The organism is Pseudomonas sp. rhizo66 (genome assembly GCF_031931925.1).
GTDB lineage: Bacteria > Pseudomonadota > Gammaproteobacteria > Pseudomonadales > Pseudomonadaceae > Aquipseudomonas.
This window is the reverse complement of record NZ_JAUJWZ010000005.1, coordinates 56810-83743: the sequence shown is the minus strand read 5'-3', so window position 1 is coordinate 83743 and position 26934 is coordinate 56810. Positions and strand designations below refer to the sequence as shown.

The window sequence follows — 26934 nt, the reverse complement described above, 5'->3', positions numbered from 1 at the left end:
TATAACGATTCGCCTGATGCCCACGACGTTTCATGAGATTCCCCGCAAGCGCCCGACTACGCCCCTGCTCGACCGCGCGAATACGCCGGACGGCCTGCGCCGGTTAGGCGAAGCCGAGCTGGAAACCCTGGCCGATGAGTTGCGCCTGGAATTGCTCTACACGGTCGGCCAGACCGGTGGGCATTTCGGTGCCGGCCTGGGCGTCATCGAGCTGACCATCGCGTTGCATTACGTCTTCGACACCCCGGACGACCGTCTGCTGTGGGATGTCGGGCATCAGGCGTATCCGCACAAGATCCTCACCGGTCGCCGCGAGCGCATGGGCACCTTGCGCCAGAAGGACGGCATTGCCGCTTTCCCGCGTCGCTCCGAGAGCGAGTACGACACCTTTGGCGTCGGCCACTCCAGCACATCGATCAGCGCAGCACTGGGCATGGCCATCGCCGCCCGCCTGCAGAACAGTGATCGCAAGGCAATCGCGGTGATTGGTGACGGCGCATTGACCGCCGGCATGGCTTTCGAGGCGCTGAACCACGCGCCGGAAGTCAACGCCAACATGCTGGTGATCCTCAACGACAACGACATGTCGATCTCGCGCAATGTCGGCGGCCTGTCGAATTATCTGGCGAAGATCCTCTCCAGCCGCACCTACGCGAGCATGCGTGAGGGCAGCAAGAAAGTCCTGTCGCGCCTGCCCGGCGCCTGGGAAATCGCCCGGCGCACCGAAGAATACGCCAAGGGCATGCTGGTCCCCGGCACCCTGTTCGAGGAGCTGGGCTGGAACTACATCGGTCCGATCGACGGCCACGACCTGCCAACGCTGATCGCAACCCTGCGCAACATGCGCGATCTGAAAGGCCCGCAGTTCCTGCATATCGTCACCAAGAAAGGCAAAGGCTTCGCCCCGGCGGAAGTCGACCCGATCGGTTACCACGCCATCACCAAACTCGAACCACTGGACGCTCCGGCCGCCGCGCCGAAGAAGGCCGGCGGTCCGAAGTATTCGGCGGTGTTTGGCGAATGGCTGTGCGACATGGCGGCGGCTGACCCGCGTCTGGTCGGGATTACCCCGGCGATGAAGGAAGGCTCGGATCTGGTGGCGTTCAGCGAACGCTTCCCGCTGCGCTACTTCGACGTGGCGATTGCCGAGCAACACGCGGTGACGTTCGCCGCCGGCATGGCCTGCGAAGGCGCAAAACCGGTGGTGGCGATCTATTCGACGTTCCTCCAGCGCGGTTATGACCAACTCGTCCATGACGTCGCGGTGCAGAACCTCGACGTGCTGTTCGCCATCGACCGTGCCGGTCTGGTCGGCGAAGACGGCCCGACCCACGCCGGCAGCTTCGATCTGTCGTACCTGCGCTGCATCCCGGGCATGGTCATCATGACCCCGAGCGATGAAAACGAACTGCGCAAGATGCTCACCACCGGCCACTTGTACAACGGCCCGGCGGCGGTGCGTTACCCACGCGGCACCGGTCCGAACGCGACCATCGACAAAGACCTCGAACCGATCGAAATCGGCAAGGGCGTCGTCCGTCGTCAGGGCAGCAAAGTCGCTCTGCTGGTGTTCGGCGTGCAACTGGCCGAGGCACTGAAGGTCGCTGAAAAACTCGAGGCCACCGTGGTCGACATGCGCTTCGTCAAACCGCTTGATGAAGCGCTGGTCCGCGAGATTGCCGAGCGCCACGAATTGCTGGTGACGATCGAAGAGAACGCGATCATGGGCGGCGCCGGCGGCGCGGTCAGCGAGTTCCTGGCGCGGGAGAACATCCTCAAGTCGATGCTGCATCTGGGCTTGCCGGATATCTACGTCGAACACGCCAAGCCTGCGCAAATGCTGGCCGAGTGCGGGCTGGATGAGGCGGGGATCGAAGCGTCGATTCGTGAGCGTCTGGAATTGCTCAACAAGTAACACGCAATACCCCTGTGGGAGCGAGCCTGCTCGCGAAAGTGGACCGTCAATCAACGCAGTGTTGACTGATGCACCGCATTCGCGAGCAGGCTCGCTCCCACATTTGATTTGTGTACGTCAGAAATACCCAACGGACCACCGATGAACCTCTCGCGCCTCGCCCTGCCCTTCCTCCTGCTGCCAGCCGCGGACGCTCTCGCCGACACCTTCGAACGCGACCAAGCCCTGAAGCTGCCCGACACGCTGATCAGCGCCAACCGCCAGGTCGAAGCCCGCAACGACAGCAGCGCCGCCAATACCGTGTTCACCCGCGAAGACATCGAGCGCCTGCAACCGAGCGACGTGCCTGATCTGCTGCGCCGCGTCCCCGGCGTGCAAGTGGCGCAGGCCGGCGGGCGCGGCAGCCTGCCGGGGATCTACATTCGCGGTACGCAGTCGGCGCAGAGTCTGGTGCTGGTCGATGGTCAGCGCATCGGCAGTTCCACTTCCGGCGACAGCAACCTGCAGCATCTGAACATCGAGCAGATCGAACGGGTGGAAGTGCTGCGCGGTTCGCGATCGGTGATTTACGGCAGCGATGCGATTGGCGGGGTGATTCAGATCTTTACCCGGCGCGGCACGGAGCAAGGTTTGCAGCCACGGATGCACGTCGGATTCGGCAACAACCAGACCTGGGAGCGCAGCCTCGGCTTGTCCGGCGGCGATGAGAAAACCCGCTTCAACCTCGGCGCCAGCCTTGATGAAACCGCCGGGGGTGACCGCACTCACGCGTCGTACCCAAGCGATGCGGATGAAGACGCCTATCGCAATAAATCCGTCAGCCTGAGCCTCAGCCATGCGCTGACCGATGACATCGAAATCGGCGCCAATCTGCTGGATAACCGGGGCAAGAACGAGTTCGACAACCCGTTCGGCCGCTTCGACATGAATACGTTCGAATCAGTCCAACAGCAGCCGTACAGCGACTTCAATGTCAGCAGCGTCAGCAGCTATGTCGATGCACGGGTCAACGAAACCTGGAAAACCCGCGTCGAATTCGGCCACACCGAGAACCGCGAAAAGAGCCTCGACAAGCTCAGCGACGAACGCACCGTTTTCAACACCTACCGCGACTCGGTGAATTGGCAGAACGATCTGACGCTGGATGCGCATAACAGCCTGATCCTCGGCGGCGACTGGTACGAAGACCGGGTCAACAGCAGCACCGCGTTCGACGAAGACAGCCGCTGGAACCGCGCCGCATTCATTCAGCATCGTTATCAGGCCGACAGTTTCTCCACAGAACTGGGCTTGCGTCACGACGACAACCAGCAGTTCGGCAGTCAGAACACCTGGAGCGGCACCTTTACATTGCCGCTGAACCCGGACAACGATCTGTTGCTGAGCTACAGCGAGGGCTTCCGCGCACCGACTTTCAACGATCTGTACTACCCGGATTTCAGCAACCCGGATTTGAAACCGGAAACCTCGAAAAGCTATGAGCTGCAGTGGCGCAGTCAGTTGACTGACAGCAGCCGTCTGGAGGCGTCGATCTATCGTACGGATCTGCAAGACGCGATCATCTTCGGCAGCAATTCACGGCCGGAGAACGTCGCTTCGGCGCGGATCAACGGTTTTGAAGCGGCACTGAAGCAGGAGTTGTTCGGCTGGCAAAGCAACCTTGGCGTTTCGATCATCGATCCGCGTGATCGCGATACCGGCCACACCTTGGCCCGGCGTGCGCGGCGCACGTTGAGCTGGGATCTCGATCGTCAGTTTGACCAGGCCAGCCTCGGCGCCAGTTGGCAGGCGGTCAGCAGCAGTTATGACGACCTGAAAAACGAGCAGCCGCTGGGTGGCTATGCGCTGTTCGGCTTGCGCAGCAGTTGGGCGCTGAATCGCGAGATCAAGCTGGATCTGAAGGTCGATAACGTTTTCGACAAAGGCTACAGCCGGGCGAATTACAGCTATGACGGCAGCCAGTATGGTTATCGCGAGGAAGGTCGCGTGTGGATGTTTGGCGTCACCTGGACTCCCGAAATCCACAGAAATCCACTGTAGGAGCTGCCGAAGGCTGCGATCTTTTGATCTTGATCTTCGGCGAGTCCAATTCCGTCATAAAGCAAAATCAACAGATCGCAGCCTTCGGCGGCTCCTACAGGGTTACCTGTCCGGCGCGATCAACTGGCAGAGCTTGGCTGTGGCACTGATCATTTGACCGCTCGGGCGTTCGAGGCCTTTGTCGGTGACCAACAGTAATTGCTGCTGTTTTACAGCCGCCACCTGCGGCCAGGCGCTCCATGCGTTCAACTGCGCCTGATTACCCGCCAAAATCACCTCAGGATCGCGCTGCAACACCGCCTCGATACTCACCTGCGGCGCCGGCAGACTCAGGTCGCGAAACACATTCCGCGCCCCGCACACCTCCAGCGCATCACTGATGATTTGCCCGCCACCGACGGTATACAGGGGCTTGTCCCACACCTGATAAAACACCCGCAACGGCACTTCCCGGCGATAGCGCTGGCGTAGCTCCGCGAGTTGTTGGCGCAGTTCGATCGCTCGCACCACCCCACGCGCAGGCCGCCCCAATTGCGCGGCAATGGCTTCAATCTGGGTGGCGAGTTGCTCAAGAGAATGCGGTTCGGCGACGAAGGTCGGGATGCCCAGGCGCTTGAGCTGATCACGCTGCGCCGGGCCGACACTGCCGGGCCACAGCAGCAACAAATCAGGTTTGAGGCTCAGCAACTGCTCCATATCGAGCTGGCCATAGCGGCCGACAGAAGGAACGCTGGCAATCGCCGCTGGCCGCTCACCTGCATCCAGCACCCCGACCAGCAGATCAGCCGAATTCAGCTCAACGACAATTTCAGAAAGCGACGGGGCGAGGCTGACAACCCGCAGTTGCGCCAACGCAGAGCCACTGACGGCCAGCACCAGCAGCGCCAGCCAGAGACGACGCATCAGCCGAGTTGACGCGGGATACGGTAGAGATAAAACAGTACCGCCGTGGACAACGCCAGCAGCATCAACGGTACGGCTTCAAGACCGACAAACACCGCCAGTGCGCCGATCCACGCCGGCAAAGCTGCCGCGAGAAACGCCGCACGACGACGGGCTGCGAGAGCAATCCACGCGGCGGGCTCATCTGGGGTATCAAGGGCTTTTTGCGTAGCGATCAGCGCATGTTTGTAACGGCCGAAAAACTTCAGGCTGACAAACATTGATGCCACGCCGGCAATAAAGAACGGCATCGCCAGTACCGGCAGAACCCCTTTGCCCTGACCAAACAACGCGTTGAGCACGAATAGCGGCACCAACGCCAGCGCGAGGTATTTCCACCAATCAACCGACAATCGGCGCCGCACCTGGCCCCGTGTCACGCGCGATCAACCTCGCCTTGATGCTCGTTGCCCATCATGTGGTCGAGCTTGCTGGCCTTGGTCGCCAGATAGAGTTTGTTATGCGGGTTGTGACCGGTGTGCAACGGCACGCGCTCGGCGACGGTGATGCCCATGTCGGTCAGGGCTTTGACTTTGCGTGGGTTGTTGGTCATCAGACGCAGGGACTTGACGCCCAGATGCTCGAGCATCGGCAGGCACATGGCGTAGTCGCGCTGGTCAGCGGCAAAGCCCAGACGCTCGTTGGCTTCAACGGTGTCGGCGCCGCCATCCTGCAACTCGTAGGCACGGATCTTGTTCAACAAGCCGATGCCACGACCTTCCTGACGCAGGTACAGCAACACACCACGGCCTTCACGGGCGATGGCCTTAAGCGCGCCTTCCAGTTGCGAGCCGCAGTCGCAACGCTGGCTGAACAAGGCATCGCCGGTCAGGCATTCGGAGTGCAACCGGCCGAGTACCGGGGCACCGTCGGCAATTTCACCCAGGCTCAGCACGACGTGCTCGCGGCCGGTGGCTTCATCGAGAAAACCGTGCATGGTGAATTGCGCAAAAGGCGTTGGCAGCTTGGAAGCGGCGACAAAGACGACAGGCACCGGTGTGCTCCTGATCTAAAGAGTCTGAAAATTCGCAGGCCGGCATTGTAACAGCAGCTTCCTACCGGCGCTTAGGCTGAATTATCGGGCATAACGATCAAAAAGTTTGATAACTACCCGGTCGACATGGAACCCTGCAGGAGCTGTCGAGTGAAACGAGGCTGCGATCTTTTGATCTGGTTTTAGAATCAAGATCAAAAGATCGCAGCGTGCCGCAGCTCCTACAGGGGATTCGTCGCGCCCGTAGTGAACGGATACGGCTGCTTCCACTTCTCGAAGATCGACTTCAACTCGCCGCTCTTCACCAACTGCTCCATACGCTGGTCATACAGTGCCATCAGCGCCCGCGCCTGCGGGGTGTCGGCAAAGCCGAGATACAGCGGCAACTCGGCCAGGTGTGAATAGCGATACTGCGCCGGATCGGCTGCGATTTTCACCACGGCTTCAATCTCGGTCAGCGCGTCGATGTAGTAATCCGCCCGCCCCTGCTTGAGCATCGACAGAATCCCGGTACGCCGCTCGATCTGGTTGTAGCGTTTGATGTTGGGCAGGTAGTTTTCGTAGCGATAACCGCGCACCCAGGCCAGGCGATACTTGCGCAGCGTCGCTTCGGTGGGAACCGGATTACTCGCCAGGCCCAGTGCGTAAATGTGGTCGGAATCGAAATTCCAGCGCGGGTACAGGACTTGCTCGGCTTCGTCGCGGTAGGAGCCGACCAGCGCGTCGACCTCCTTCAACTGCACCAGCCCGACCGAACGGGTGTAAGGCACGCTGCGGATATCCAGCTTGACCCCGGCCGGTTCGAACACCTTGCGCAACACGTCCCAGCCCAGGCCATGGCCGTCGGCAGCGGTGTAATCTTCCCAGTCTTCGCTGGCCAGATGGATGACCGCAGGCGTCGGCGCAGCTTCCTGCGCACCAGTCACAGTGCTCAGCAAAGCCAAAACCACGAGTGCCAACCAGCGCCGAGCCATCCCTAGTCCCCTCACTTGCCCCTGATATCCCTTGGAATCAGGCGAAAATCCACACCAGCCCCTGCATCGCCAGCCAGGCAAACACACCGGCCAGCACGTCGTCGAGCATGATGCCGACACCGCCATGCACATGCCGGTCGATCCAGCGAATCGGCCACGGCTTGAGAATGTCGAAGAAACGGAACACCAGAAAACCCGCGAGCAACCAGTACCAGCCTTCCGGCACCAGCCACAGAGTGATCCACATCCCGACCATCTCGTCCCAGACGATGCCTTCGTGGTCGTGTACCCGCAAATCGTCGGCGACTTTGCCGCACAGCCAGAAGCCGAACAGCATGGTGATCCCGAGCATCAGCCAGTAACCCCAGTCGGGCAGCATCTGCCACAACGGGATAAAGGGTAGCGCAACCAGCGAGCCCCACGTGCCTGGCGCCTTGGGCAAGGTGCCGGAACCGAAGCCGAACGCAAGAAAATGCCAGGGATTGCGCCAGACCGACGGCGGAACGAATTCGGCCGGAACCTGTTTCGGGTGATCTGTCACGGTGTCTCCTGAAAATGTTGATAACCCCGGATTTGCGGGGTGATGTCGTGCCCTTCGCGATCCAGCAGAACCACGCCCTGACCTTCTGATACGCGACCGATCACATGGATCGGCCAGCCATTGGCCAGCAGCGCCGGCAACTCGACGGACGGCAGGGTGAAGGCCAGCACGTAATCATCGCCACCGCTCAGCGCGGCACGCTCGGCGCCGCGCTGACCGAGAAACGCCACTAATGCATCCGACAGCGGTACGCGCTCGCGTTCAATCTCAAGTCGCACCTTCGACGCCAGCGCAATGTGGCCGCAGTCAGCAAGGAGGCCATCGGAGATATCCAGCGCAGACGTGGCTTTGCCGCGCAAAGCCTGGCCAAGGGCGAGTTGCGGCTGCGGCGACCAGTAATGATCGAGCAGCGGTTGGGCGATATGCGCTTCGGCCTCACGCTGCCCCAGCACCAGCGGCAAGGCGCCGGCGGCATTGCCCAGCTCACCGCCGACGCAGAGCAAATCGCCCGGTTGCGCGCCGCTGCGGGTCAACGCCTGACCGGCCGGAACACGACCGAACACCGTTACCGTCAGGCTCAACGGCCCACGCGTGGTATCGCCGCCCACCAGCGCCACGCCGCAGTTCTGCGCCATGCGGTTCAAACCGCGGGCATAGGCTTGCAGCCAATCGGCGGTCACCGTCGGTACAGTCAGGGCAAGGGTAAAGGCAACGGGCGTGGCGCCCATGGCGGCCAGATCGCTGACCGCCACGGCCAGCGAGCGCTGACCGAGAAGAAACGGATCGCAGGGGTCGGCGAAGTGCACACCGGCCACCAGCGTATCGGTAGAAATCGCCAACTGCTCCCCGGAAGGAACAGCGAGCAAGGCGCAGTCGTCGCCGATCCCCAGCGCAACGCCTTCGCCGCCCTGCGCACAAGGCGCGGCGGCGAAGAAATTGCGGATCAGCTCAAACTCGCCCATGGCTGAGACAAAGTGCTCAAGCGCCGATCAGCGCTTGAACGCCTTCACTTCAGCTTCACGCAGGCGCGGGGCCAGCTTGTCGAGCACACCGTTGACGAACTTGTGGCCGTCGGTCGAACCGAAGACTTTCGCCAGCTCGATGCCTTCGTTGATCACCACGCGGTACGGCACGTCGACGCGCTTGAGCAGTTCCCAGGTCGACAGGCGTAGCACGGCCAGCTCAACCGGGTCCAGCTCTTCGATCGCCAAGTCCAGGCAAGGCGTCAGGGCGTTGTCGATTTCGGTCTTGAACTGCGGAACCCCGTGGAGGATTTCGCGGAAGTAGGCACCGTCGACATCGGTGAAATCGTTATCAACGCGAAACTGCGCTTCGATCTCGTTCAGCGATTGCTTGGCCATGTGCCACTGGTACAGCGCCTGGGTCGCGAGCTGACGGGCTTCGCGACGCTTGACGCTTTTCGAGGGCTTGCCGGCATCCGCAGGTTTCGGATCGCGCGGGTTGAAACGATCGCTTTCGTCGCTAATCACTTGGCCTCCAACTGCGCCAGCAGGCTGACCATTTCCAGAGCGGACAGCGCAGCTTCGGCACCTTTGTTACCGGCCTTGGTGCCGGAACGTTCGATGGCTTGCTCGATGGAATCAACGGTCAGGACGCCGAAGGCAACCGGAACGCCGAACTCCATGGACACCTGGGCCAGACCCTTGGTGCACTCGCCTGCCACGTATTCGAAGTGCGGAGTGCCGCCACGAATGACCGCGCCGAGGGCGATGATGGCTGCGAATTCACCTTTCTGGGCGACTTTCTGCGCAACCAGCGGGATTTCGAAGGCGCCAGGTGCGCGGATGATGGTGATGTCGCTTTCGCTCACGCCGTGGCGAACCAGGGCATCAACTGCACCGCTGACCAGGCTTTCAACGACGAAGCTGTTGAAGCGGCCCACTACCAAAGCGTAGCGGCCTTTAGGGGCGATGAAGGTACCTTCGATGGTCTTCAGGGTCATTCGTCAGTTCTCTTAAAGAGCCGGGACGCGTCTGCTACGCGTCCCTCAGTGATTTATTTGCCGCGAATCGGAGACAGGAAACAACCGGTCATTATTCGGAGGGCACGTATTCTACAACTTCCAGATCGAAACCGGATATCGCATTAAATTTCATTGGTGCAGACATCAGGCGCATTTTGCGTACACCGAGGTCACGCAGGATCTGCGAACCGGCACCGACGATGCTGTAGGTGGTCGGCTTTTTCGGCGCTGCCTGCTCACCGGTTTCGCGGATGTGCGCCAGCAACACGTCGCCATCGAGCGGGTGACCGAGCAACAGCACCACACCGCTACCCGCCTCGGCGACCGCGGCCATGGCGGCACGCAGGCTCCAGCGGCCCGGTTGCTTGACCATCAACAGGTCGCGCAGCGGGTCCATGTTGTGCACGCGAACCAGGGTCGGCTCTTCGGCGCAAACAGTGCCCAGGGTCAGTGCCATGTGCACGTCGCCTTCCACCGAATCACGATAGGTCACCAGGTTGAATTGGCCCAGTTCGCTGTCCAGTGGCTGTTCGGCAATCCGCTGAACGGTACGTTCGTGGATCATCCGGTAGTGAATCAGGTCGGCGATGGTGCCGATCTTGATGTTGTGTTCAGCGGCGAAAGCTTCCAGTTCGGCGCGACGGGACATGGTGCCGTCGTCGTTCATTACTTCGCAGATCACGCCGCTCGGCTCGAAACCGGCCATGCGCGCGAGGTCGCAAGCCGCTTCGGTGTGGCCGGCGCGAGCGAGGGTGCCGCCGGCCTGCGCCATCAGCGGAAAGATGTGGCCCGGACTGACGATATCTTCAGCCTTGGCGTCTTTGGCGGCAGCCGCTTGCACGGTGCGCGCACGGTCAGCGGCGGAGATGCCGGTGGTGACGCCTTCGGCGGCTTCGATCGACACGGTGAACTTGGTGCCGAAACCCGAACCGTTGCGCGGTGCCATCAATGGCAGCTTCAACAGTTCGCAGCGCTCGCGGCTCATCGGCATGCAGATCAGGCCACGGGCGTGCTTGGCCATGAAGTTGATGTGTTCGGCCTGGCAGCATTCGGCGGCCATGATCAGGTCGCCTTCGTTCTCGCGGTCTTCGTCATCCATGAGGATGACCATCTTGCCTTGGCGGATGTCTTCAACCAGTTCTTCGATGCTATTGAGCGCCACAAGGCACCCCCTTCAGTCAGGATTTGAGGTAGCCGTTGGCGGCCAGAAAGCTTTCAGTAATACCGCCAGCGCTCGGCTCTGCGGCCTTGTCGCCGAGGAGCAGACGCTCCAGATAACGTGCCAGCAAGTCGACTTCCAGATTCACCCGGCGACCAGGCTTGTACGACGCCATGATGGTTTCGCTCAGGGTGTGCGGGATGATTGTCAGCATGAATTCGGCGCCATCGACTGCGTTCACGGTCAGGCTGGTGCCGTCGACGGTGATCGAGCCTTTATGGGCGATGTACTTGGCCAACTCCTTCGGCGCGCGAATGCGAAATTCCACAGCACGGGCATTGTCGCTGCGCGAGACGATTTCGCCGACACCGTCGACGTGGCCGCTGACCAGATGCCCGCCGAGACGGGTGGTCGGGGTCAGGGCTTTTTCCAGATTGACCGGGCTGCCGCTTTTCAGGTCGTTCATGGCGGTGCAGTCGAGGGTTTCGCGGCTGACGTCAGCGGCAAAGCCGTCGCCCGGCAGCTCAACGGCCGTCAGGCAGACGCCGTTGACGGCGATGCTGTCGCCGAGTTTGACGTCGCTCAGGTCGAGCTTGCCGGTGGCGACGTGTACCCGCACATCACCGCCCTTTGGGGTCAGTGCGCGGATACTGCCGATGGATTCGATGATGCCGGTAAACATGGGGTTCTCCTTGAGAACTGGGCCAGCGCTAACGCGATGGCCGAGAATTATACGCTCGCTGAAAGGACAGGGATGGCAGTGACTCGCCAGTCATCGCCCACCGCGCGAATTTCAGTGATTTTCAGCTCCGGTGCATCCTTCATATAAGCCAGCGGCCAGTCCAGCAGCGGACGCGCCGTGGAACCAAGGAACGTGCCGGCGATGAAGATCACGAACTCATCGACCAGACCGAGCTGAGCAAAGGCACCGGCCAGGCGTGGGCCAGCCTCGACCAATACTTCGTTGGTGCCACGCTTGGCCAGTTCGATCAGTAATTGATGCAGGTCGACCTGGCCATCTTCACCCGGCACGATCAGGCACTCGGGGCCGTGGGCGTATTGCTCTTCGATCGCGACGCAGGTGGCGACCAGCGCCGGACCGGCCTTGAAGAACGGCGCATCCAGCGGTACGCGCAGGCGTCCGTCGATCAGCACGCGCAAGGGCGGACGGCTCATCGCCAGCGCGGTTTGCTCGCTGTCCAGACCGAGTTCGTCAGCGCGTACGGTCAACCGCGCGCCGTCGGCCAGCACCGTGTCAGCGCCGGTCAGCACCACCGCCGCCTGAGCGCGCAGACGCTGGACAGCCGAACGTGCGGCCGGGCCGGTGATCCATTGGCTCTCGCCGCTTGCCATCGCCGTGCGCCCGTCGAGGCTCATGGCCAACTTGACCCGCACGAACGGCAAGCCGTGCTCCATGCGTTTCAGAAAACCTTGGTTGAGCTTGCGCGCCTCGCCTTCGAGCACGCCGCTTTCGGTGGCGATACCGGCATCGGCCAGGCGCTGCAAGCCACGACCTGCGACCTGCGGATTCGGATCACGCATCGCCGCCACCACTCGAGCGACACCGGCATTCACCAACGCATCGGCGCACGGCGGCGTCCGGCCATGGTGGCTGCACGGTTCCAGCGTCACATAAGCGGTCGCGCCCCGGGCCAGATCACCGGCGGCACGCAGGGCGTGAACTTCAGCGTGCGGCTCACCGGCGCGCTCATGCCAGCCTTCGCCGACAATCTGCCCGTCGCGCACCACCACGCAGCCCACCCGAGGGTTGGGATGGGTGGTGTAGTGACCTTTGCGCGCCAGTTCCAGCGCGCGAGCCATGAAATGGGCGTCGAGGATGGCCTGCTCGCTGGCGCTGGTCATTCTTTCACCGGTTCGCGGGCGAGGCGGTCGATTTCTTCGCGGAATTCGTTGAGGTCCTGGAAGCGCTTGTACACCGAAGCGAAACGGATGTAGGCGACTTCATCAAGCTTTTGCAGCTCGGCCATCACCAGTTCGCCGACCACGAGGGATTTGACCTCGCGTTCGCCGGTGGCGCGCAGCTTGTGCTTGATGTGAACCAGCGAGGATTCGAGGCGCTCGACGCTCACCGGGCGTTTCTCCAGCGCGCGCTGCATGCCGGCACGGAGTTTTTCTTCGTCGAACGGTTGGCGGCTGCCGTCGGTTTTGATCAGGCGCGGCAACACCAGTTCAGCCGTCTCGAACGTCGTGAAACGTTCGCCGCAGGCCAGGCATTCACGCCGGCGGCGCACCTGTTCGCCCTCGGCGACCAGACGCGAGTCGATGACCTTGGTGTCGTTGGCACCGCAGAAGGGACAGTGCATGGTGGCTGGCAACAAAAAAAGGGAGGGCCATGGTAGCGCATCCCGGTGGCAAGACAAGCCATAGGCTTTGCGGTATACAGAACGGCATGATCGTTTGATCCATGGATTTCATTTTGCTGGAGCATCCAATGCCGTTACGTCCGCTCGTTTTGCTCAGTCTTTTCAGCCTGCTGGTGGCCTGTGGCAGCGATGCACCCAAGCCCCAGCCGCCGACACCTGGCCCGGCACCGCAGCAAGCGCAGAAAAAAGCCAAAGAGGCCGCCGACCTCGGGCCGCTGCCGGCCTATCAACGGGAACTGAGTGGCACCCTGCAAGGCGTGCCGGCCGGTGCCGAAGTCGAACTGGCGCTGCTGGTGATCGATGCAAAGGATCGCCCGCAACAACTGCTCGCCAGTTCCAGCCTGATCGGCAACAACCAGATCCTGCCATTCCACGTGCGTTTCAATCCCGAGGCCTTTCCGGCGGGGGCGCGGGTTGAGCTGCGTGGCCGGGCGAGTCAGTCCGGCCAACTGATCCTGCATCTACCGTCGCAAACCATTACCCAGCCGACCACCCAAGCGTTGGGCCAACTGCAATTCGTCAAAGCACCATGAGTGCACCGCTCGACCTGCAACAGGCATTGGGTGAATTGCTCGGCGACGCCAGACTCAAGGCCTGCGCGTTGCCCGGGACTGATTTACAGCTCTGGCTGATCGACGGCGACAACATGGCGCGCGAATTCAGCCAGGAAGAAACCCAGCGAATCCTGCATGAACCGCCGTACTGGAGTTTTTGTTGGGCCAGCGGCCTGGTGGTGGCGCGGTATCTGGCGCAGTTTCCGCACTGGGTGCGCGGCAAGCGCGTGCTGGATTTCGGCGCCGGTTCCGGGATTGCCGGGATCGCGGCAGTCAAGGCCGGGGCGCTGGAAGTGGTGGCGTGCGATCTCGATCCGCTGGCGATCGCCGCGTGCCGGGCGAATGCCGAACTCAATAATGTGCAGATGAGTTATTCGACGGATTTCTTTGCCGAAGCCGATCGCTTTGATCTGATTCTGGTCGCCGACGTGCTGTACGACCGGGCGAATCTGCCGTTGCTCGATGCGTTCTTGAGTCGTGGCCGTGAAGCGCTGGTGGCGGATTCGCGGGTTCGGGATTTTCGCCATCCGCTGTATGAGCGCATTGAAATGCTCGAGGCGATGACCTTGCCGGATCTGGCGGAGCCGGAAGAGTTTCGGCATGTCAGCCTTTACCATGCGCGTCGTGATTGGAATCGTTAAAAGATCGCAGCCTTCGGCAGCTCCTACAGTGATCGGCTTTATCGTCCATATTGCGGGCGGACGCTGAACCTGTAGGAGCTGCCGAAGGCTGCGATCTTTTGCGCCACCGCTTATAGTGCGTTCATTAACGCTTCTACGAGATCCCCCATGAGTGAGCAAACGCCGTACATCTTCGACGCCACGACGGCCGATTTCGACCAGTCGGTGATTGAGGCTTCTTTCAACAAACCGGTGCTGGTGGATTTCTGGGCCGAATGGTGTGCGCCGTGCAAGGCGCTGATGCCGATGCTGCAAGGTATTGCCGAGAGCTATCAGGGCGAATTGCTGCTGGCCAAGGTCAATTGCGACATCGAGCAGGACATCGTCGCCCGCTTCGGTATTCGCAGCCTGCCAACCGTGGTGCTGTTCAAGGATGGTCAGCCAGTCGACGGCTTTGCCGGTGCACAACCGGAATCCGCGGTACGCGCTCTGCTTGAACCGCATGTGCAGATGCCGCCACCGGCTGCAGCCGATCCGTTCGAACAGGCTCAGGCGTTGTTCGACGAGGGCCGTTACGCCGATGCCGAAGCGGCGCTGGTGGTGATGCTCACTGAGGACAACACAAACGCCAAAGCGCTGATTCTCTACGCACGCTGCCTGACCGAACGCGGCGAACTGGACGAAGCGCAAACCGTGCTCGATGCAGTCAAAAGCGATGAACACAAAGCCGCACTGGCCGGGGCCAAGGCGCAGATCAAGTTCCTCGGTCTGGCGCGTGACCTGCCGGATGCCGCTGACCTGAAAGCGCGCCTGGCGAAAGATCCGCAGGACGATGAGGCGGTGTATCAACTGGCGATCCAGCAACTGGCGCGTCAGCAGTACGAAGCGGCGCTGGATGCTTTGCTCAAGCTGTTTATCCGCAACCGCAACTATGGCGAAGGTCTGCCGCACAAGACCTTACTGCAAGTGTTCGAGCTGCTGGGCAATGATCATCCGTTGGTGACGATGTACCGCCGCAAGATGTTTGCTGCGCTTTATTAAGATCAAAAGATCGTAGCCTGCGGCAGCTCCTGCATTGGGATCGTGTACACCCTTGCAGGAGCTGCCGCAGGCTGCGATCTTTTGCAACTCACTCGATCCAGCTGTAGAGCGGCGTATCCCCGCCGCTCACCACTTTCACGTCCGAGCTATGACGCAAACGCACCAGCAAGCGCTTGCCCGCTGCCGCACTGCCGGCCAGCCCTTCCAGCTGATCGAGCAGATCCGGCCCGCTGAGTTGCCCGGCCTTGCGCAACAGGTCCTTGGCGACCTGCCACAAGGCATCGTCCTGATTCAGCGGTTTCGCCGCCGGGGCTGATGCGACCGCCTCAGATTGAGCGACCGGCGCCTGCCCATTCAGCGCTGAACCGAGCTTCGCCCAATCGCCGTCATCCAGTTCAACAGTCAAATCCACCGGCATGTCGCCGACGGTTCCGCGTATCCGCAACATTGAGTTCGCTCCTGCACTTTTCTGACCTGCATGCTCCCACGGGACTTGTGCAACGCCAAGCGCACGGGCAAACTCTGCGCACTTTCGTTATAAGATTACATAACAAACTCTTCACTTTACTTCCCGGAGACCGCCATGCGTCGTCTGCTGCTCGCTTTGCCGTTTGCCCTGTTGCCGCTGGCCATCGCCCACGCGGCTGATGAGCATGACCACGATCACGACCATGAACACGGTAGCCTCGGTGCGCATGAACATGGTGTTGGCCGTCTGAATGCCGCGCTCGATGGCCAGACCCTGGAGCTTGAGCTGGAAAGCCCGGCGATGAACCTCGTCGGTTTCGAACACGTTGCGACTTCGGATGCCGATAAAGCCAAAGTTGCCGCCGCCCGTGCGCAGTTGGAAAAACCGCTGGCCCTGTTCAGCCTGCCTGCCGCTGCCGGTTGCAAAGTGGTCAGTCAGGAACTGGAAAGCCCGTTGTTCGGCGACAAGCCGGATGCCGACGACCATGACGACGATGAAGCGGACAAGGACGGCCACGAGCACCACCACGACCACAGCGAAATCCACGCGCACTACCAATTCAACTGTGCCACGCCGGGTGCGTTGAAGACCCTTGATCTGGCGAACGTCTTCAAGACCTTCCCGGCGACCCAGAAAATTCAGGTACAACTGATCAGCGCCAGCGGCCAGCAAGGCACCGAAGTGACGGCCAAGGCGGCTGCCCTGAAATTCTGAATAACCTGAAAATCCCCTGTAGGAGCTGCCGAAGGCTGCGATCTTTTGATCCTGGGCTTTTGAAGCAAGATCAAAAGATCGCAGCCTTCGGCCGCTCCTACGGGGGTCCGTTTATAACCACGAAATCGGTGCCATGACCCAAGCACTCATCGAACTGTCCGACCTGGGCTTCAACTGGCCCGGTCACCCGCCGCTGCTGGACATCCCGGCGTTTCGTCTGGAAGCCGGTGAAACCCTGTTCCTCAAAGGCCCGAGTGGCAGCGGCAAGACCACCCTGCTCGGCCTGCTCGGTGGCGTGCAGAAGCCCGGGCGCGGCAGCATTCGCCTGCTCGGCCAGGAACTCACCGAACTCTCCGCTGGCGCCCGCGATACCTTCCGCGTCGATCACACCGGCTACATCTTCCAGCAGTTCAACCTGCTGCCGTTTCTCTCGGTACGCGAGAACGTCGAGCTGCCGTGCCACTTTTCCAAGCTGCGTGCGCAACGAGCGAAACAGCGCCACGGCAGCGTCGATCAAGCCGCCGCTACCCTGCTGGCGCACTTGGGTTTGAAGGATGAAAGCATCCTCAGCCGCCGTGCCGACTCGCTGTCGATCGGCCAGCAACAACGGGTCGCTGCCGCACGCGCGTTGATCGGCCAGCCTGAATTGGTGATTGCCGACGAACCGACCTCGGCACTGGACTACGACGCGCGGGAAAACTTCATTCGCTTGCTGTTCGCTGAATGCCGCGAAGCCGGTTCCAGTCTGCTGTTTGTCAGCCACGACCAGAGCCTGGCGCCGCTGTTCGACCGTCACCTGTCCCTGGCCGAGCTCAATCGCGCCGCCACGTCTGCCGAGGTCTGAGATGTATCTGTTTCGTCTGGCCATGGCCAGCCTGGCCAACCGCCGCTTCACCGCCCTGCTCACCGCGTTCGCCATCGCCCTGTCAGTGTGTCTGCTGCTGGCCGTCGAGCGGGTGCGCACCGAAGCCAAAGCCAGTTTCGCCAGCACCATAAGCGGCACCGACCTGATCGTCGGCGCCCGCTCCGGCTCGGTGAATCTGCTGCTGTACTCGGTGTTCCGCATCGGCAACGCCACCAACAACATCCGCTGGGACAGCTTCGAACACTTCGCCAGCAACCCGAAAGTGAAATGGGCGATTCCGATGTCCCTCGGCGACTCCCATCGCGGCTACCGCGTGATGGGTACTACTGAAGCCTACTTCGAGCATTATCAGTACGGCCGCCAGCAGCATCTTGAACTGGCTGACGGTCGCGCGTTTGCCACCGATCCGTTTGAAGTGGTGCTTGGCGCTGAAGTGGCCGATGCGCTGCATTACAAACTCGGCGATCAACTGGTGCTGGCCCATGGCGTGGCGGCGATCAGTCTGGTCAAACACGACGACAAACCGTTCACCGTGGTCGGCATTCTCAAGCGCACCGGCACCCCGGTCGATCGCACGCTGCACATCAGCCTCGGCGGTATGGAAGCGATCCACATCGACTGGCACAACGGCGTACCGGCGCGTGGCAATGGGCGGATCACAGCGGATCAGGCGCGCAACATGGACCTGACGCCGCAAGCGATCACCGCGTTCATGCTCGGCCTCAACAGCAAGATTTCCACCTTCGCCCTGCAACGCGAGATCAATGAATTCCGTGGTGAACCGATGCTGGCGATTCTGCCGGGCGTGGCCTTGCAGGAGTTATGGAGCCTGATGAGCACCGCTGAAAAAGCACTGTTCGTGGTTTCGCTGTTTGTGGTGTTGACCGGGTTGATCGGCATGCTCACGGCGATTCTCACCAGCCTCAACGAACGGCGTCGCGAGATGGCGATCCTGCGTTCGGTCGGGGCGCGGCCGTGGCATATCGCGAGTCTGCTGGTGTTGGAGGCGTTTGCCCTGGCGCTGACCGGGGTGATTGCCGGGGTGGCGTTGTTGTACATCGGCATCGCCGCCGCGCAGGGTTATGTGCAGGCCAATTACGGTTTGTATCTGCCGCTGGCGTGGCCGAGCGAGTATGAATGGACGCTGCTCGGTGGCATTCTGGCGGCCGCACTGCTGATGGGCAGCGTGCCGGCCTGGCGCGCGTATCGCCAATCCCTGGCCGATGGCCTGTCGATCCGTTTATGAGGATGTTCACCATGCCCCGCGCTGCACTTGCGCTGCTGTTGCTGATCGCCCTGCCCGTGTGGGCAGCGGCGCCGAAAGACCTGACGTGGTCGGAAATGATCCCGCCGGACGCCGCGCCGGAAGTGCCGAACATGACGCCGCTGCACGACCTGTCGAAGATGAGTGATGCGCTGTCCGCCGAGTCGGCACCCGCGGCCAAACAGGACCTGCCGAACGCGCCGGTGGTGCAGGCACTCGACGGGCAGAACATTCGTTTGCCGGGTTATATCGTGCCGCTGGAAGTCAACGAAGAAGGACGCACCACGGACTTTTTGCTGGTGCCGTATTTCGGCGCCTGCATCCATGTGCCGCCCCCGCCGTCGAACCAGATTGTGCATGTGAAAAGCGAGTTGGGCGTGAAGCTTGACGAGCTGTATCAGCCGTACTGGGTCGAAGGGCCGTTGCAGGTCAAGGCGTCGAGCAGCGAACTGGCGGATGCCGGGTATCAGATGGATGCCGACAAGATTTACGTGTATGAGCTGCCGGAGTAAATCCCGGTAGTTTTGTGCTGTTTGTTAGGGCCCAATCGCTGGCAAGCCAGCTCCCACAGGTTTCGTTGGCGATCACAAAATTTGTGAACGACTCGATCATTGTGGGAGCTGGCTTGCCAGCGATGGGGCCCTCCAAGTTCCCACAGAAACCCGCCCCTTCACTGTTTCATTGAGCTGAGTCAAAAGACCGTATCAGTTGGCTTCGTACCATAGGACATCAGACATTTCTAACGTCCTTTCGGAGCCCCCATGAACAAGTCCTTGCTCAGCGCCTCGCTGTTTGCCCTCGCGCTCGCAGCCCCGCTCGCCCACGCCCACGAAGCCGGTGACATCCTCATCCGCGCCGGTGCGATCACCGTCAATCCGAAGGCCGACAGCTCCAGCGTCAAGGTCGATCAGGGTCCGTTGAGCGGCACCAATCTGGGCGGCAAGGCGACTATGAGCAGCGACACTCAACTGGGTCTGAACTTCGCTTACATGCTCACCGACCACGTCGGCCTCGAATTGCTCGCGGCCACGCCGTTCGAGCATGACGTCAAGCTCAAGGGCACGGCCCTGCCAGCAGCCAATGGCAAGCTCGGCACCCTGAAACACTTGCCGCCGACCCTCAGCGTCGTCTACTACCCGCTGGATGCGAAGTCGCCGTTCCAGCCGTATGTCGGTGGCGGTATCAACTACACCTGGATCTATGACGAACACGTCGGCAGCGAAGCCAGCGCCAACGGTTTCAGCAACTTCAAGGCAAAAAACTCTTGGGGTCTGGCCTGGCAGGTCGGCGCAGACTACATGCTGACCGACAACATCATGGTCAACGCCCAAGTGCGTTACATCGACATCGATACCCGCGCCACCGTCGAGAACAACGCCGTTGCGCCGGGCACCCGCGCTCGGGTCAACGTGGATGTCGATCCGTTCATCTACATGGTTGGCTTGGGCTATAAGTTCTAAGTCGAGTTACCGAACGTTCACGTGGTGGTGAATGAGGCTTGGTGGTGAGCAGGCATAGAACTGACGGCGACCGTACGCAGTTGATCGGGGGATAACATCCCCTCGCCACAGGAGTAGCGACATATTCCGGCCGTGAAAAAGGCGCCTGTCAAAGGGCGCCTTTTTCATGTCTGCTGGAAACCTGTGGCGTGAGCTGGATTTCCCCCTCACCCCAGCCCTCTCCCTCAGGGAGAGGGGGAAAGGGAGCCGATTTGTGTGTTCTTCAAAATCTGAGTTCGACTCGATATTTCAGGTCGGCGTATCTCATCCAAACACCTCGGTCAGTCCCCTATCCCCCGGGAGAGGGAGCCGATTTGGGTGCCTTTCAAAACCTGAGTTCGACTCGATATTTCAGGTCGGTGTAACTCGAAAGAACACCTCGGTCAATCCCCTCTCCCTCTGGGAGAGGGTTAGGGTGAGGGGCTCTTTTCAGGCACGCCCCAACAACCGTGCCAAACCGACGCTCATCGGCGTCTGCTGCGGCAGCTTGAAGCGCTCCAGCAAACGAGCGTTGTTCGCCCGCGAATGACGGATGTCGCCGGAGCGCGCCGGGCCATAGCTGATCGGCGGCAGTTCACCGACCACCGCTTGCAGTGCTTCCAGCATTTGTTTGAGGCTCATTGCCTGATTCCAGCCGACGTTCACCGGGCCGACTTCCACTTCAGGCTTTTCGATCCCCTGCACCAGCAAATCGACCAGGTCTTCGACATACAGAAAATCACGCGTTTGCTCGCCATCGCCGAACACCGTAATCGGCAGGCCTTTCTGCGCGCGCTCGCTGAAGATGCTGATCACCCCGGAGTACGGCGAGGAAGGGTCCTGACGCGGGCCGAAGATATTGAAGAAGCGGAAAATCACCGGTTCCAGGCCATGCTGACGGCGATAGAAATCGAAATAGTGTTCGCCCGCCAGTTTGTCCGAGGCGTACGGCGTCAACGGGGCTTTGGGCGTGTCTTCATCAATCGACTCGCCCTCGCCATTGTTGCCGTAGACCGCCGCACTGGACGCATACAGCACACGCTTGACCCCGGCCAGACGCATGGCTTCGCAGACATTCAGCGTGCCGATGAAATTGCTCTGGTGAGTCTTCACCGGATTGTCCACCGAGGCTTGCACCGACGCCACGGCCGCCAGGTGAGCGACGGCGCTGCAACCTTGCATGGCTTTGGCCACCAGCGCCGCATCGGCGACATCGCCGACGATCAGCTCAACCTTCGGGTTATCCAGCGGCAGGTTGCTGCGCTTGCCGGTCGACAAATCGTCGAGGATGCGCACCGAATGCCCCTTGGCGAGCAAGGCGTCGGTCAGATGCGAGCCAATGAAGCCGGCTCCGCCGGTGATTAAAACAGTCCCTTCAGCCATGACGGTAAAACCTATCCAGTAAGCCCGGGAGTGCGGCACGCCAGGCGCGCGGTTTGATCCCGAAAGTGTGCAGAATTTTCTTGCAGGCCAGCACCGCGTGTTGCGGCTCTTCGGCAGCGTCCGGTCGCGCGGCATGAGCCTGGGCGGTCGGGGCTTCGATGGCCAGGGCATGCAGGCTGCGCGCTTCGGTGAGAATCGCCTGACCCAGCGCCAATGGTGTGGTCGCTTCGTGGCCGGCGTAGTGGTAAGTGCCCCACAGCGGCGCGGCGCAATCGAGTTGCTTGAGCACGGAAATGATCACCCGAGCGGCGTCATCGACCGGCGTCGGATTACCCCGGCGATCATCGGCCAGGAGCAATTCATCCGGCTGTTCGGCACGCGCCAGGAAGCGCCCGAGGGTGCCCTCCGGGCTGTCATCGAGCAACCAGCCAAAGCGTAGCAAAACGTGTTGCGGGCACGTGGCGCGCACACTTTGTTCAATTCGCCACAACGCCTGACCGCGCAGGCCCAGCGGCACCGGTTCGTCTTTTTCGCTATACGCCGTGGCACGCGAGCCATCGAACACCCGATAACTGGAAGGCTGAACGAGGACGATGTTGTGGTGCTGGCACAGTTCAGCCAGACGCTCGATCGCACGCTCCTGCCCGGCCATGCGGCTTTCGCTGACGGTTTCGGCCTGGAACCAGTCGAAATAGTAGGCGAGGTTGATCAATGCATCGGGACGGGTGTCGTCGAGCAATTGGGTCAGGCTCGCGGCATCCCAGCCGTTTTCGGGCGGGCGGGGGGCGAGGAAACCGATGTCTTCCTCTGCACCGAGGCGAATCAGCGCCTGCCCAAGGGCATTTCCGCCGCCCAGTAACATAAGGCGCATTCGCATAGAGTCAGCAGGCCCAGTCTGATTGGAACGATGGCTTTAGCGACGGCTCTTGTGAAACCGTCGTCGATAATTGCCGGAATCGTTGCATTTTGCGGGTTTAGTGCGCAACCGTCATCCGTAAAGTGTAGATCGCCGGGATTTGTGTCGTGGCAACAGGCCCCATCGCTGGCAAGCCAGCTCCCACAGGGTTGAGCGCCGATTATCATTCTGTGAACGACATCAATCCTTGTGGGAGCTGGCTTGCCAGCGATGAGGCCCTGCTAGCCAGTGAAGATCCAAGCGGTACTTGCATCTTCCCACTCCCGCCCGCATAACTTTAGCCATGAATCTGCCCATCCCCACGGACGCGGCCCTGGCAGGCTTTCACCCCGCCGTCAGCGCCTGGTTCAGCACGACTTTCCCGACGGTCACCGCCGCCCAGGCCCGTGCATGGCCGTTGATCCGCCAGCGCCGCTCGACGCTGATCGCCGCGCCGACCGGCTCCGGCAAGACCCTCACCGCTTTTCTCGCCGTGCTCGACGACCTCGTCCACCGGGGCCTGGAACATTCCGACGGCCTGCCCGACGAAACCCTGGTGGTCTACGTCTCGCCACTGAAAGCGCTGTCCAACGACATTCGCATCAACCTGCAAAACCCGTTGGCCGGAATCACCGAACACTTACGGCAGATGAATCTGCCCGAGCTGGCAATCACCACCGCCGTGCGCACGGGCGACACCCCGCAAAAAGACCGTGCGGCCATGCGCAAGACCGCGCCACATATTCTGGTGACCACCCCGGAATCGCTCTACGTGCTGCTCGGTTCGGAATCGGGACGGAAAATGCTCGGCACCACGCGCACGTTGATCATCGATGAAATCCACGCGATGGCCGCCGGCAAACGCGGCAGTCATCTGGCCCTGAGCCTTGAGCGACTACAGGCGTTATGCAGCGAACCGCTGACCCGCATCGGATTGTCGGCCACGCAGAAGCCGGTCGAAGCCGTGGCGCAATTTCTCGTCGGCCATGAGCGCCCCTGCGAAATCATCGACATCGGCCATGCACGGCCTCGGGATCTGGGCATCGAGGTGCCGCCCGTGGCGTTGTCGGCAGTCATGGCCAACGATGTCTGGGAGCTGGTCTACGACCGCCTCGCCGAACTTGCCCGCGAGCACCGCACCACGCTGATTTTCGTCAACACCCGGCGCCTGGCCGAACGCCTGAGCCGACACCTCAGCGAACGCCTCGGCAAGCATGCGGTAGCCGCGCACCACGGCAGCCTGGCCAAGGAGTTTCGCCTCGACGCCGAACAACGGCTCAAGCGCGGCGAGCTACAGGTGTTGATCGCCACTGCCTCGCTGGAACTGGGCATCGATATCGGCGAAGTCGATCTGGTCTGTCAGATTGCCTCGCCGCGTTCCATCGCCGGGTTTCTGCAACGCGTCGGCCGTTCCGGACACCAGGTGGGCGGCACGCCCAAGGGCCGTTTGTTCGCCACCACCCGCGATGATCTGATCGAATGCGCCGCCCTGCTCGACTGCGTGCGCCGAGACGAACTCGACACCCTGCACATCCCGGTCGCGCCGCTGGATGTTTTGGCGCAGCAGATCATCGCCGAGGTCAGTTGTCAGGAATGGCCGGAGGACGCCTTGCTGGCGATGTTCCGCCGCGCCTCGCCCTACCGCGATCTCGACGAAAAACACTACCAGGCCCTGCTGAGCATGCTCGCCGAGGGCTACAACGGTCGCCAGGGCATCCGCAGCGCCTACCTGCACCGCGACGCCGTCAGCCGCACCTTGCGTGGCCGTCGGGGTTCACAGCTGACCGCCGTGACCAGCGGCGGCACCATTCCCGATAACGCCGATTACAGCGTCATGCTCGAGCCGCAAGGCTTGAACATCGGCAGCGTCAACGAAGACTTCGCGGTGGAAAGCATTGCCGGCGACGTGTTCCAGCTCGGCAACACGTCCTATCGAATCCTGCGCGTGGAAACCGGCAAGGTGCGCGTCGAGGATGCCCACGGCCAGCCGCCGACGATCCCGTTCTGGCTCGGCGAAGCGCCGGGGCGCAGCGATGAATTGTCGTCCGCCGTGGCGCGCCTGCAAGCACAGCTCGATGAACTGCTCAGCGCCAGCCCCGGCAATCTGCAGCCGGCGCTCGACTGGCTGACGCAGACCCTCGGTCTCAACCTCGCCAGCGCCGAGCAACTGGTCGAATACCTGGCCCGCGCCCGCCAAACCCTCGGCGCCCTGCCCTCGCAGGACACGCTGCTGATGGAGCGTTTTTTCGACGAGTCCGGCGGCACGCAATTGATCATCCACTCGCCGTTCGGCAGCCGCATCAACCGCGCCTGGGGTCTGGCCCTGCGCAAGCGTTTCTGTCGCACCTTCAACTTCGAATTGCAGGCCGCCGCCAGCGAGGACGCGATCGTTCTATCGCTGTCCACCAGCCACAGCTTTGAACTCGATGACGTCTGGCGTTACCTGCACAGCAACAGCGCCGAGCACATTCTCATTCAAGCGGTGCTCGATGCGCCGCTGTTCGGCGTGCGCTGGCGCTGGAATGCCGGGGTGGCGTTGGCGCTGCCGCGTTTTACCGGTGGGCGCAAAGTTGCGCCGCAGTTGCAGCGGATGAAAAGCGAAGACCTGATTGCCAGCGTATTTCCCGATCAGATTGCCTGCCTGGAAAACCTCGCCGGCGAGCGCGAGATTCCCGAACATCCCTTGATTGAGCAAACCCTCGACGATTGCCTGCACGAGGCCATGGACAGCGAAGGCTGGCTCAATCTGCTGCGACGCATGGAGCGTGGCGAGGTGCGTCTGATCAGCCGCGATCTGCCGGCGCCCTCACCGCTCGCGGCGGAAATCCTCAGTGCGCGGCCGTACACCTTTCTCGACGATGCACCGCTGGAAGAACGTCGCACCCAAGCGGTGATCAACCGGCGCTGGAGCGATCCGCAATCGACCGATGATCTCGGTGCGCTGGATGCGGACGCGATTGCCGCCGTGCGTGAAGAGGCGTGGCCGACGCCGAACGCTGTGGATGAAATGCATGAGGCGCTGATGAGCATGGCGTGCATCAGCGAGGCAGAAGTACAAGCCAACGAAGGTTGGCGTGCATGGCTGGAAACCCTGGCCAGCAGAGGTCGCGCCTGCCGTCTACAAATTGATGCCGAGCATTGTTTATGGCTCGCCCGCGAACGACTGAGCTGCCTGCAGGCACTTTATCCACAGGGCGAATTGCAGGCCGAGCTGGAGCCGCTGCCGGGGTTCGATCAGGCCTGGACATTCGATGAAGCGCTGGTTGAAGTGCTCCGCGCACGCCTCGGCGCCTTCGGCCCTCTGCCGTTATCAGATATCGCCGAACCACTGGCGCTGCCGACTGCTCAAGTCCATCAGGCCCTCGCACAACTGGAACGCGAAGGTTATGTGCTGCGTGGCCCATTCACACCGAAGCTGAAGGTCGAGGAATGGTGCGAACGCCATCTGCTCGCGCGCATTCATCGCTACACGGTCAAGCGCCTGCGCCGGGAAATCGAACCGGTCGCGTTGCAGGATTTCATGCGATTTCTGTTCGACTGGCAGCATCTGTCGCCCGCGACGCGCGGCCAGGGCAGCGCCGTGTTGCCAGCGATTGTCGGCCAGTTCGAAGGCTACGCGGCGGCCGCTTCGGCATGGGACAGCGACATTCTTCCGGCACGCCTCAAAGACTACTCACCGAGTTGGCTGGATGACTTGTGCCGCAACGGCAAACTAGTGTGGACGCGCCTCAGTGCCCGGCAGAAGGTCAGCGGCACGGCGTTGCGCAGCACGCCGATCGTGTTGCTGCCGCGCAGTCAGGTCGGTTTGTGGAGTGCGCTGGCCGAACAGACGCCGGTGAGCGAACTGTCGCCAAAAACCCGGAAGGTCTTTGAAGCCTTGAGTCAGCACGGCGCGCTGTTTTTTGACGAGCTGAGTCATGAAGCGCACCTGCTGCGTACGGAGCTGGAAATCGCCTTGCAGGAACTGGTCGGCGCTGGCCTGGTGAACGCCGACAGCTTCGCCGGCCTGCGCGCGTTGATCACGCCGCCGAGCAAGCGCCAACAGCGCAGCAGTCGTCGTGGGCGCGGGGCGTTTGTCGGCGGGATGGATGACGCCGGGCGCTGGGCATTGCTGCGGCGCGGAGCGGCTGTGGATAACAGCGAAACCCTGGAGCATGTCGCGATGACCTTGTTGCGCCGCTACGGCGTGGTGTTCTGGCGCTTACTGGAGCGCGAGGCAGACTGGTTGCCGAGCTGGCGTGAATTGCTGCGCACGTTTCATCGGCTGGAAGCGCGGGGCGAGATTCGTGGCGGGCGCTTTGTCAGTGGGTTGGCGGGCGAACAGTTTGCCTTGCCCGAGGCGATTGCGCTGTTGCGCGAAGTACGGCGGCGGCCGCATGACGGCAGTTTGGTCGTGGTGTGCGGGGTCGATCCATTGAACCTGGCCGGGACGTTGTTGCCGGGGGTGAAAGTGCCGGCTTTGGTGAGTAATCGGTTGGTGTATCGCGATGGTTTGCCGGCGGCTGCGGAGATTGCCGGTAAGCAGCAGTTCTGGCTGGAGCTGGATCAGATTGATATGGAGCAGGTGCGCAGCAAGCTGATCCGGCATTAAGGGTGACTGTTCTGGCCTCATCGCTGGCAAGCCAGCTCCCACAGGGTTTTGGGTGATGCTGGAATAGAAGGCACACCACAAATCACTGTGGGAGCTGGCTTGCCAGCGATGAGGTCAGCACTAACAC

General features: G+C 61.7%; 26 protein-coding genes. 11 read left to right on the top strand and 15 right to left on the bottom strand.

Annotation, left to right across the window (positions count from 1 at the left end; all coding sequences use genetic code 11):
• The first annotated feature begins 16 nt into the window (after nt 1–16).
• Together dxs and QZR14_RS07740 are read left to right on the top strand one after the other, a co-directional pair.
• Nucleotides 17–1915: a 1-deoxy-D-xylulose-5-phosphate synthase gene (gene dxs / locus QZR14_RS07745; protein WP_250608104.1), complete on the top strand. Its 1899-nt coding sequence runs from the start codon at nt 17–19 to the stop codon at nt 1913–1915.
• A gap of 141 nt (nt 1916–2056) precedes the next feature.
• Complete coding sequence (locus tag QZR14_RS07740; RefSeq protein WP_311996254.1) at nt 2057–3955, top strand: TonB-dependent receptor domain-containing protein; 1899 nt, start codon at nt 2057–2059, stop codon at nt 3953–3955.
• Nucleotides 3956–4057: 102 nt separating this feature from the next.
• On the opposite strand, the gene QZR14_RS07735 is transcribed toward QZR14_RS07740, so the two are convergent.
• The 12 genes from QZR14_RS07735 to nrdR form a co-directional block, all read right to left on the bottom strand.
• Nucleotides 4058–4858, bottom strand: coding sequence for a cobalamin-binding protein (locus QZR14_RS07735; RefSeq protein ID WP_311996253.1), 801 nt, complete (start codon nt 4856–4858; stop codon nt 4058–4060).
• Nucleotides 4858–5277, bottom strand: a complete 420-nt coding sequence (locus QZR14_RS07730) for an MFS transporter (RefSeq protein ID WP_250608101.1) — start codon at nt 5275–5277, stop codon at nt 4858–4860. Before QZR14_RS07730 ends, QZR14_RS07735 begins: the two co-directional genes overlap by 1 nt.
• Nucleotides 5274–5891 (bottom strand): GTP cyclohydrolase II, encoded by a 618-nt coding sequence (gene ribA, locus QZR14_RS07725; RefSeq protein ID WP_016984117.1) that lies wholly within the window; start codon nt 5889–5891, stop codon nt 5274–5276. The genes QZR14_RS07730 and ribA overlap by 4 nt, the downstream gene beginning before the upstream one ends.
• A 221-nt stretch (nt 5892–6112) precedes the next feature.
• Nucleotides 6113–6865 (bottom strand): substrate-binding periplasmic protein, encoded by a 753-nt coding sequence (locus QZR14_RS07720; protein ID WP_311996252.1) that lies wholly within the window; start codon nt 6863–6865, stop codon nt 6113–6115.
• A 37-nt stretch (nt 6866–6902) separates the two neighbouring features.
• On the bottom strand, nt 6903–7406 hold the full coding sequence (locus QZR14_RS07715) for a phosphatidylglycerophosphatase A family protein (RefSeq protein WP_007910933.1): 504 nt from the start codon (nt 7404–7406) through the stop codon (nt 6903–6905).
• Nucleotides 7403–8368, bottom strand: coding sequence for a thiamine-phosphate kinase (thiL, locus tag QZR14_RS07710; protein ID WP_311996251.1), 966 nt, complete (start codon nt 8366–8368; stop codon nt 7403–7405). The genes QZR14_RS07715 and thiL overlap by 4 nt, the downstream gene beginning before the upstream one ends.
• Nucleotides 8369–8395: 27 nt before the next feature.
• Nucleotides 8396–8896, bottom strand: coding sequence for a transcription antitermination factor NusB (gene nusB, locus QZR14_RS07705; protein ID WP_123448286.1), 501 nt, complete (start codon nt 8894–8896; stop codon nt 8396–8398).
• A complete protein-coding gene (ribH, locus tag QZR14_RS07700) occupies nt 8893–9369 on the bottom strand; it encodes a 6,7-dimethyl-8-ribityllumazine synthase (RefSeq protein ID WP_003228649.1) in 477 nt (158 codons plus the stop codon). Before ribH ends, nusB begins: the two co-directional genes overlap by 4 nt.
• 91 nt (nt 9370–9460) lie before the next feature.
• Nucleotides 9461–10552 (bottom strand): bifunctional 3,4-dihydroxy-2-butanone-4-phosphate synthase/GTP cyclohydrolase II, encoded by a 1092-nt coding sequence (gene ribBA, locus QZR14_RS07695; RefSeq protein WP_039761895.1) that lies wholly within the window; start codon nt 10550–10552, stop codon nt 9461–9463.
• 16 nt (nt 10553–10568) lie between these two features.
• Complete coding sequence (locus QZR14_RS07690; RefSeq protein ID WP_093434480.1) at nt 10569–11231, bottom strand: riboflavin synthase; 663 nt, start codon at nt 11229–11231, stop codon at nt 10569–10571.
• Between the two features lie 47 nt (nt 11232–11278).
• Nucleotides 11279–12412 (bottom strand): bifunctional diaminohydroxyphosphoribosylaminopyrimidine deaminase/5-amino-6-(5-phosphoribosylamino)uracil reductase RibD, encoded by a 1134-nt coding sequence (ribD, locus tag QZR14_RS07685; protein ID WP_250608098.1) that lies wholly within the window; start codon nt 12410–12412, stop codon nt 11279–11281.
• Complete coding sequence (gene nrdR / locus QZR14_RS07680; protein ID WP_007910946.1) at nt 12409–12873, bottom strand: transcriptional regulator NrdR; 465 nt, start codon at nt 12871–12873, stop codon at nt 12409–12411. Before nrdR ends, ribD begins: the two co-directional genes overlap by 4 nt.
• A 128-nt stretch (nt 12874–13001) precedes the next feature.
• Here nrdR and QZR14_RS07675 point away from each other — a divergent pair, with 128 nt between their 5' ends.
• The 3 genes from QZR14_RS07675 to trxA all read left to right on the top strand — a co-directional run bounded on the left by QZR14_RS07675 (nt 13002) and on the right by trxA (nt 15148).
• Nucleotides 13002–13466: a YbaY family lipoprotein gene (locus tag QZR14_RS07675; protein ID WP_311996250.1), complete on the top strand. Its 465-nt coding sequence runs from the start codon at nt 13002–13004 to the stop codon at nt 13464–13466.
• Nucleotides 13463–14128 (top strand): class I SAM-dependent methyltransferase, encoded by a 666-nt coding sequence (locus QZR14_RS07670; RefSeq protein WP_311996249.1) that lies wholly within the window; start codon nt 13463–13465, stop codon nt 14126–14128. Before QZR14_RS07675 ends, QZR14_RS07670 begins: the two co-directional genes overlap by 4 nt.
• Before the next feature lie 147 nt (nt 14129–14275).
• A complete protein-coding gene (trxA, locus tag QZR14_RS07665) occupies nt 14276–15148 on the top strand; it encodes a thioredoxin (protein WP_311996248.1) in 873 nt (290 codons plus the stop codon).
• An 88-nt stretch (nt 15149–15236) separates the two neighbouring features.
• Here trxA and QZR14_RS07660 read toward each other — a convergent pair whose 3' ends face one another.
• Nucleotides 15237–15596 carry a hypothetical protein gene (locus tag QZR14_RS07660; protein ID WP_311996247.1) on the bottom strand — a complete coding sequence of 120 codons (360 nt, stop codon included), beginning with the start codon at nt 15594–15596 and terminating at the stop codon, nt 15237–15239.
• Nucleotides 15597–15731: 135 nt separating this feature from the next.
• On the opposite strand from QZR14_RS07660, the gene QZR14_RS07655 reads away from it, so the two are divergent.
• The 5 genes from QZR14_RS07655 (at nt 15732) to QZR14_RS07635 (ending at nt 19920) form a co-directional block, all read left to right on the top strand.
• On the top strand, nt 15732–16331 hold the full coding sequence (locus QZR14_RS07655; protein WP_007910957.1) for a DUF2796 domain-containing protein: 600 nt from the start codon (nt 15732–15734) through the stop codon (nt 16329–16331).
• Between the two features lie 133 nt (nt 16332–16464).
• Entirely contained in the window at nt 16465–17175 is a 711-nt protein-coding gene (locus tag QZR14_RS07650) for an ABC transporter ATP-binding protein (protein WP_016984101.1), read from the top strand.
• Nucleotide 17176: 1 nt separating this feature from the next.
• The gene (locus QZR14_RS07645; RefSeq protein ID WP_034153719.1) at nt 17177–18442 is read left to right on the top strand and encodes an ABC transporter permease; all 1266 of its coding nucleotides are present in this window, start codon (nt 17177–17179) and stop codon (nt 18440–18442) included.
• 11 nt (nt 18443–18453) lie between these two features.
• On the top strand, nt 18454–18972 hold the full coding sequence (locus QZR14_RS07640; protein ID WP_250608092.1) for a DUF3299 domain-containing protein: 519 nt from the start codon (nt 18454–18456) through the stop codon (nt 18970–18972).
• Nucleotides 18973–19221: 249 nt separating this feature from the next.
• A complete protein-coding gene (locus QZR14_RS07635; protein ID WP_250608091.1) occupies nt 19222–19920 on the top strand; it encodes an OmpW/AlkL family protein in 699 nt (232 codons plus the stop codon).
• Between the two features lie 468 nt (nt 19921–20388).
• Here QZR14_RS07635 and QZR14_RS07630 read toward each other — a convergent pair whose 3' ends face one another.
• Both QZR14_RS07630 and QZR14_RS07625 read right to left on the bottom strand, forming a co-directional pair.
• Nucleotides 20389–21321: an NAD-dependent epimerase/dehydratase family protein gene (locus QZR14_RS07630; RefSeq protein WP_250608090.1), complete on the bottom strand. Its 933-nt coding sequence runs from the start codon at nt 21319–21321 to the stop codon at nt 20389–20391.
• Complete coding sequence (locus QZR14_RS07625; RefSeq protein WP_250608088.1) at nt 21314–22198, bottom strand: sugar nucleotide-binding protein; 885 nt, start codon at nt 22196–22198, stop codon at nt 21314–21316. Before QZR14_RS07625 ends, QZR14_RS07630 begins: the two co-directional genes overlap by 8 nt.
• A gap of 322 nt (nt 22199–22520) precedes the next feature.
• On the opposite strand from QZR14_RS07625, the gene QZR14_RS07620 reads away from it, so the two are divergent.
• Nucleotides 22521–26807 (top strand): DEAD/DEAH box helicase, encoded by a 4287-nt coding sequence (locus QZR14_RS07620; RefSeq protein ID WP_311996246.1) that lies wholly within the window; start codon nt 22521–22523, stop codon nt 26805–26807.
• Nucleotides 26808–26934: the final 127 nt, after the last annotated feature.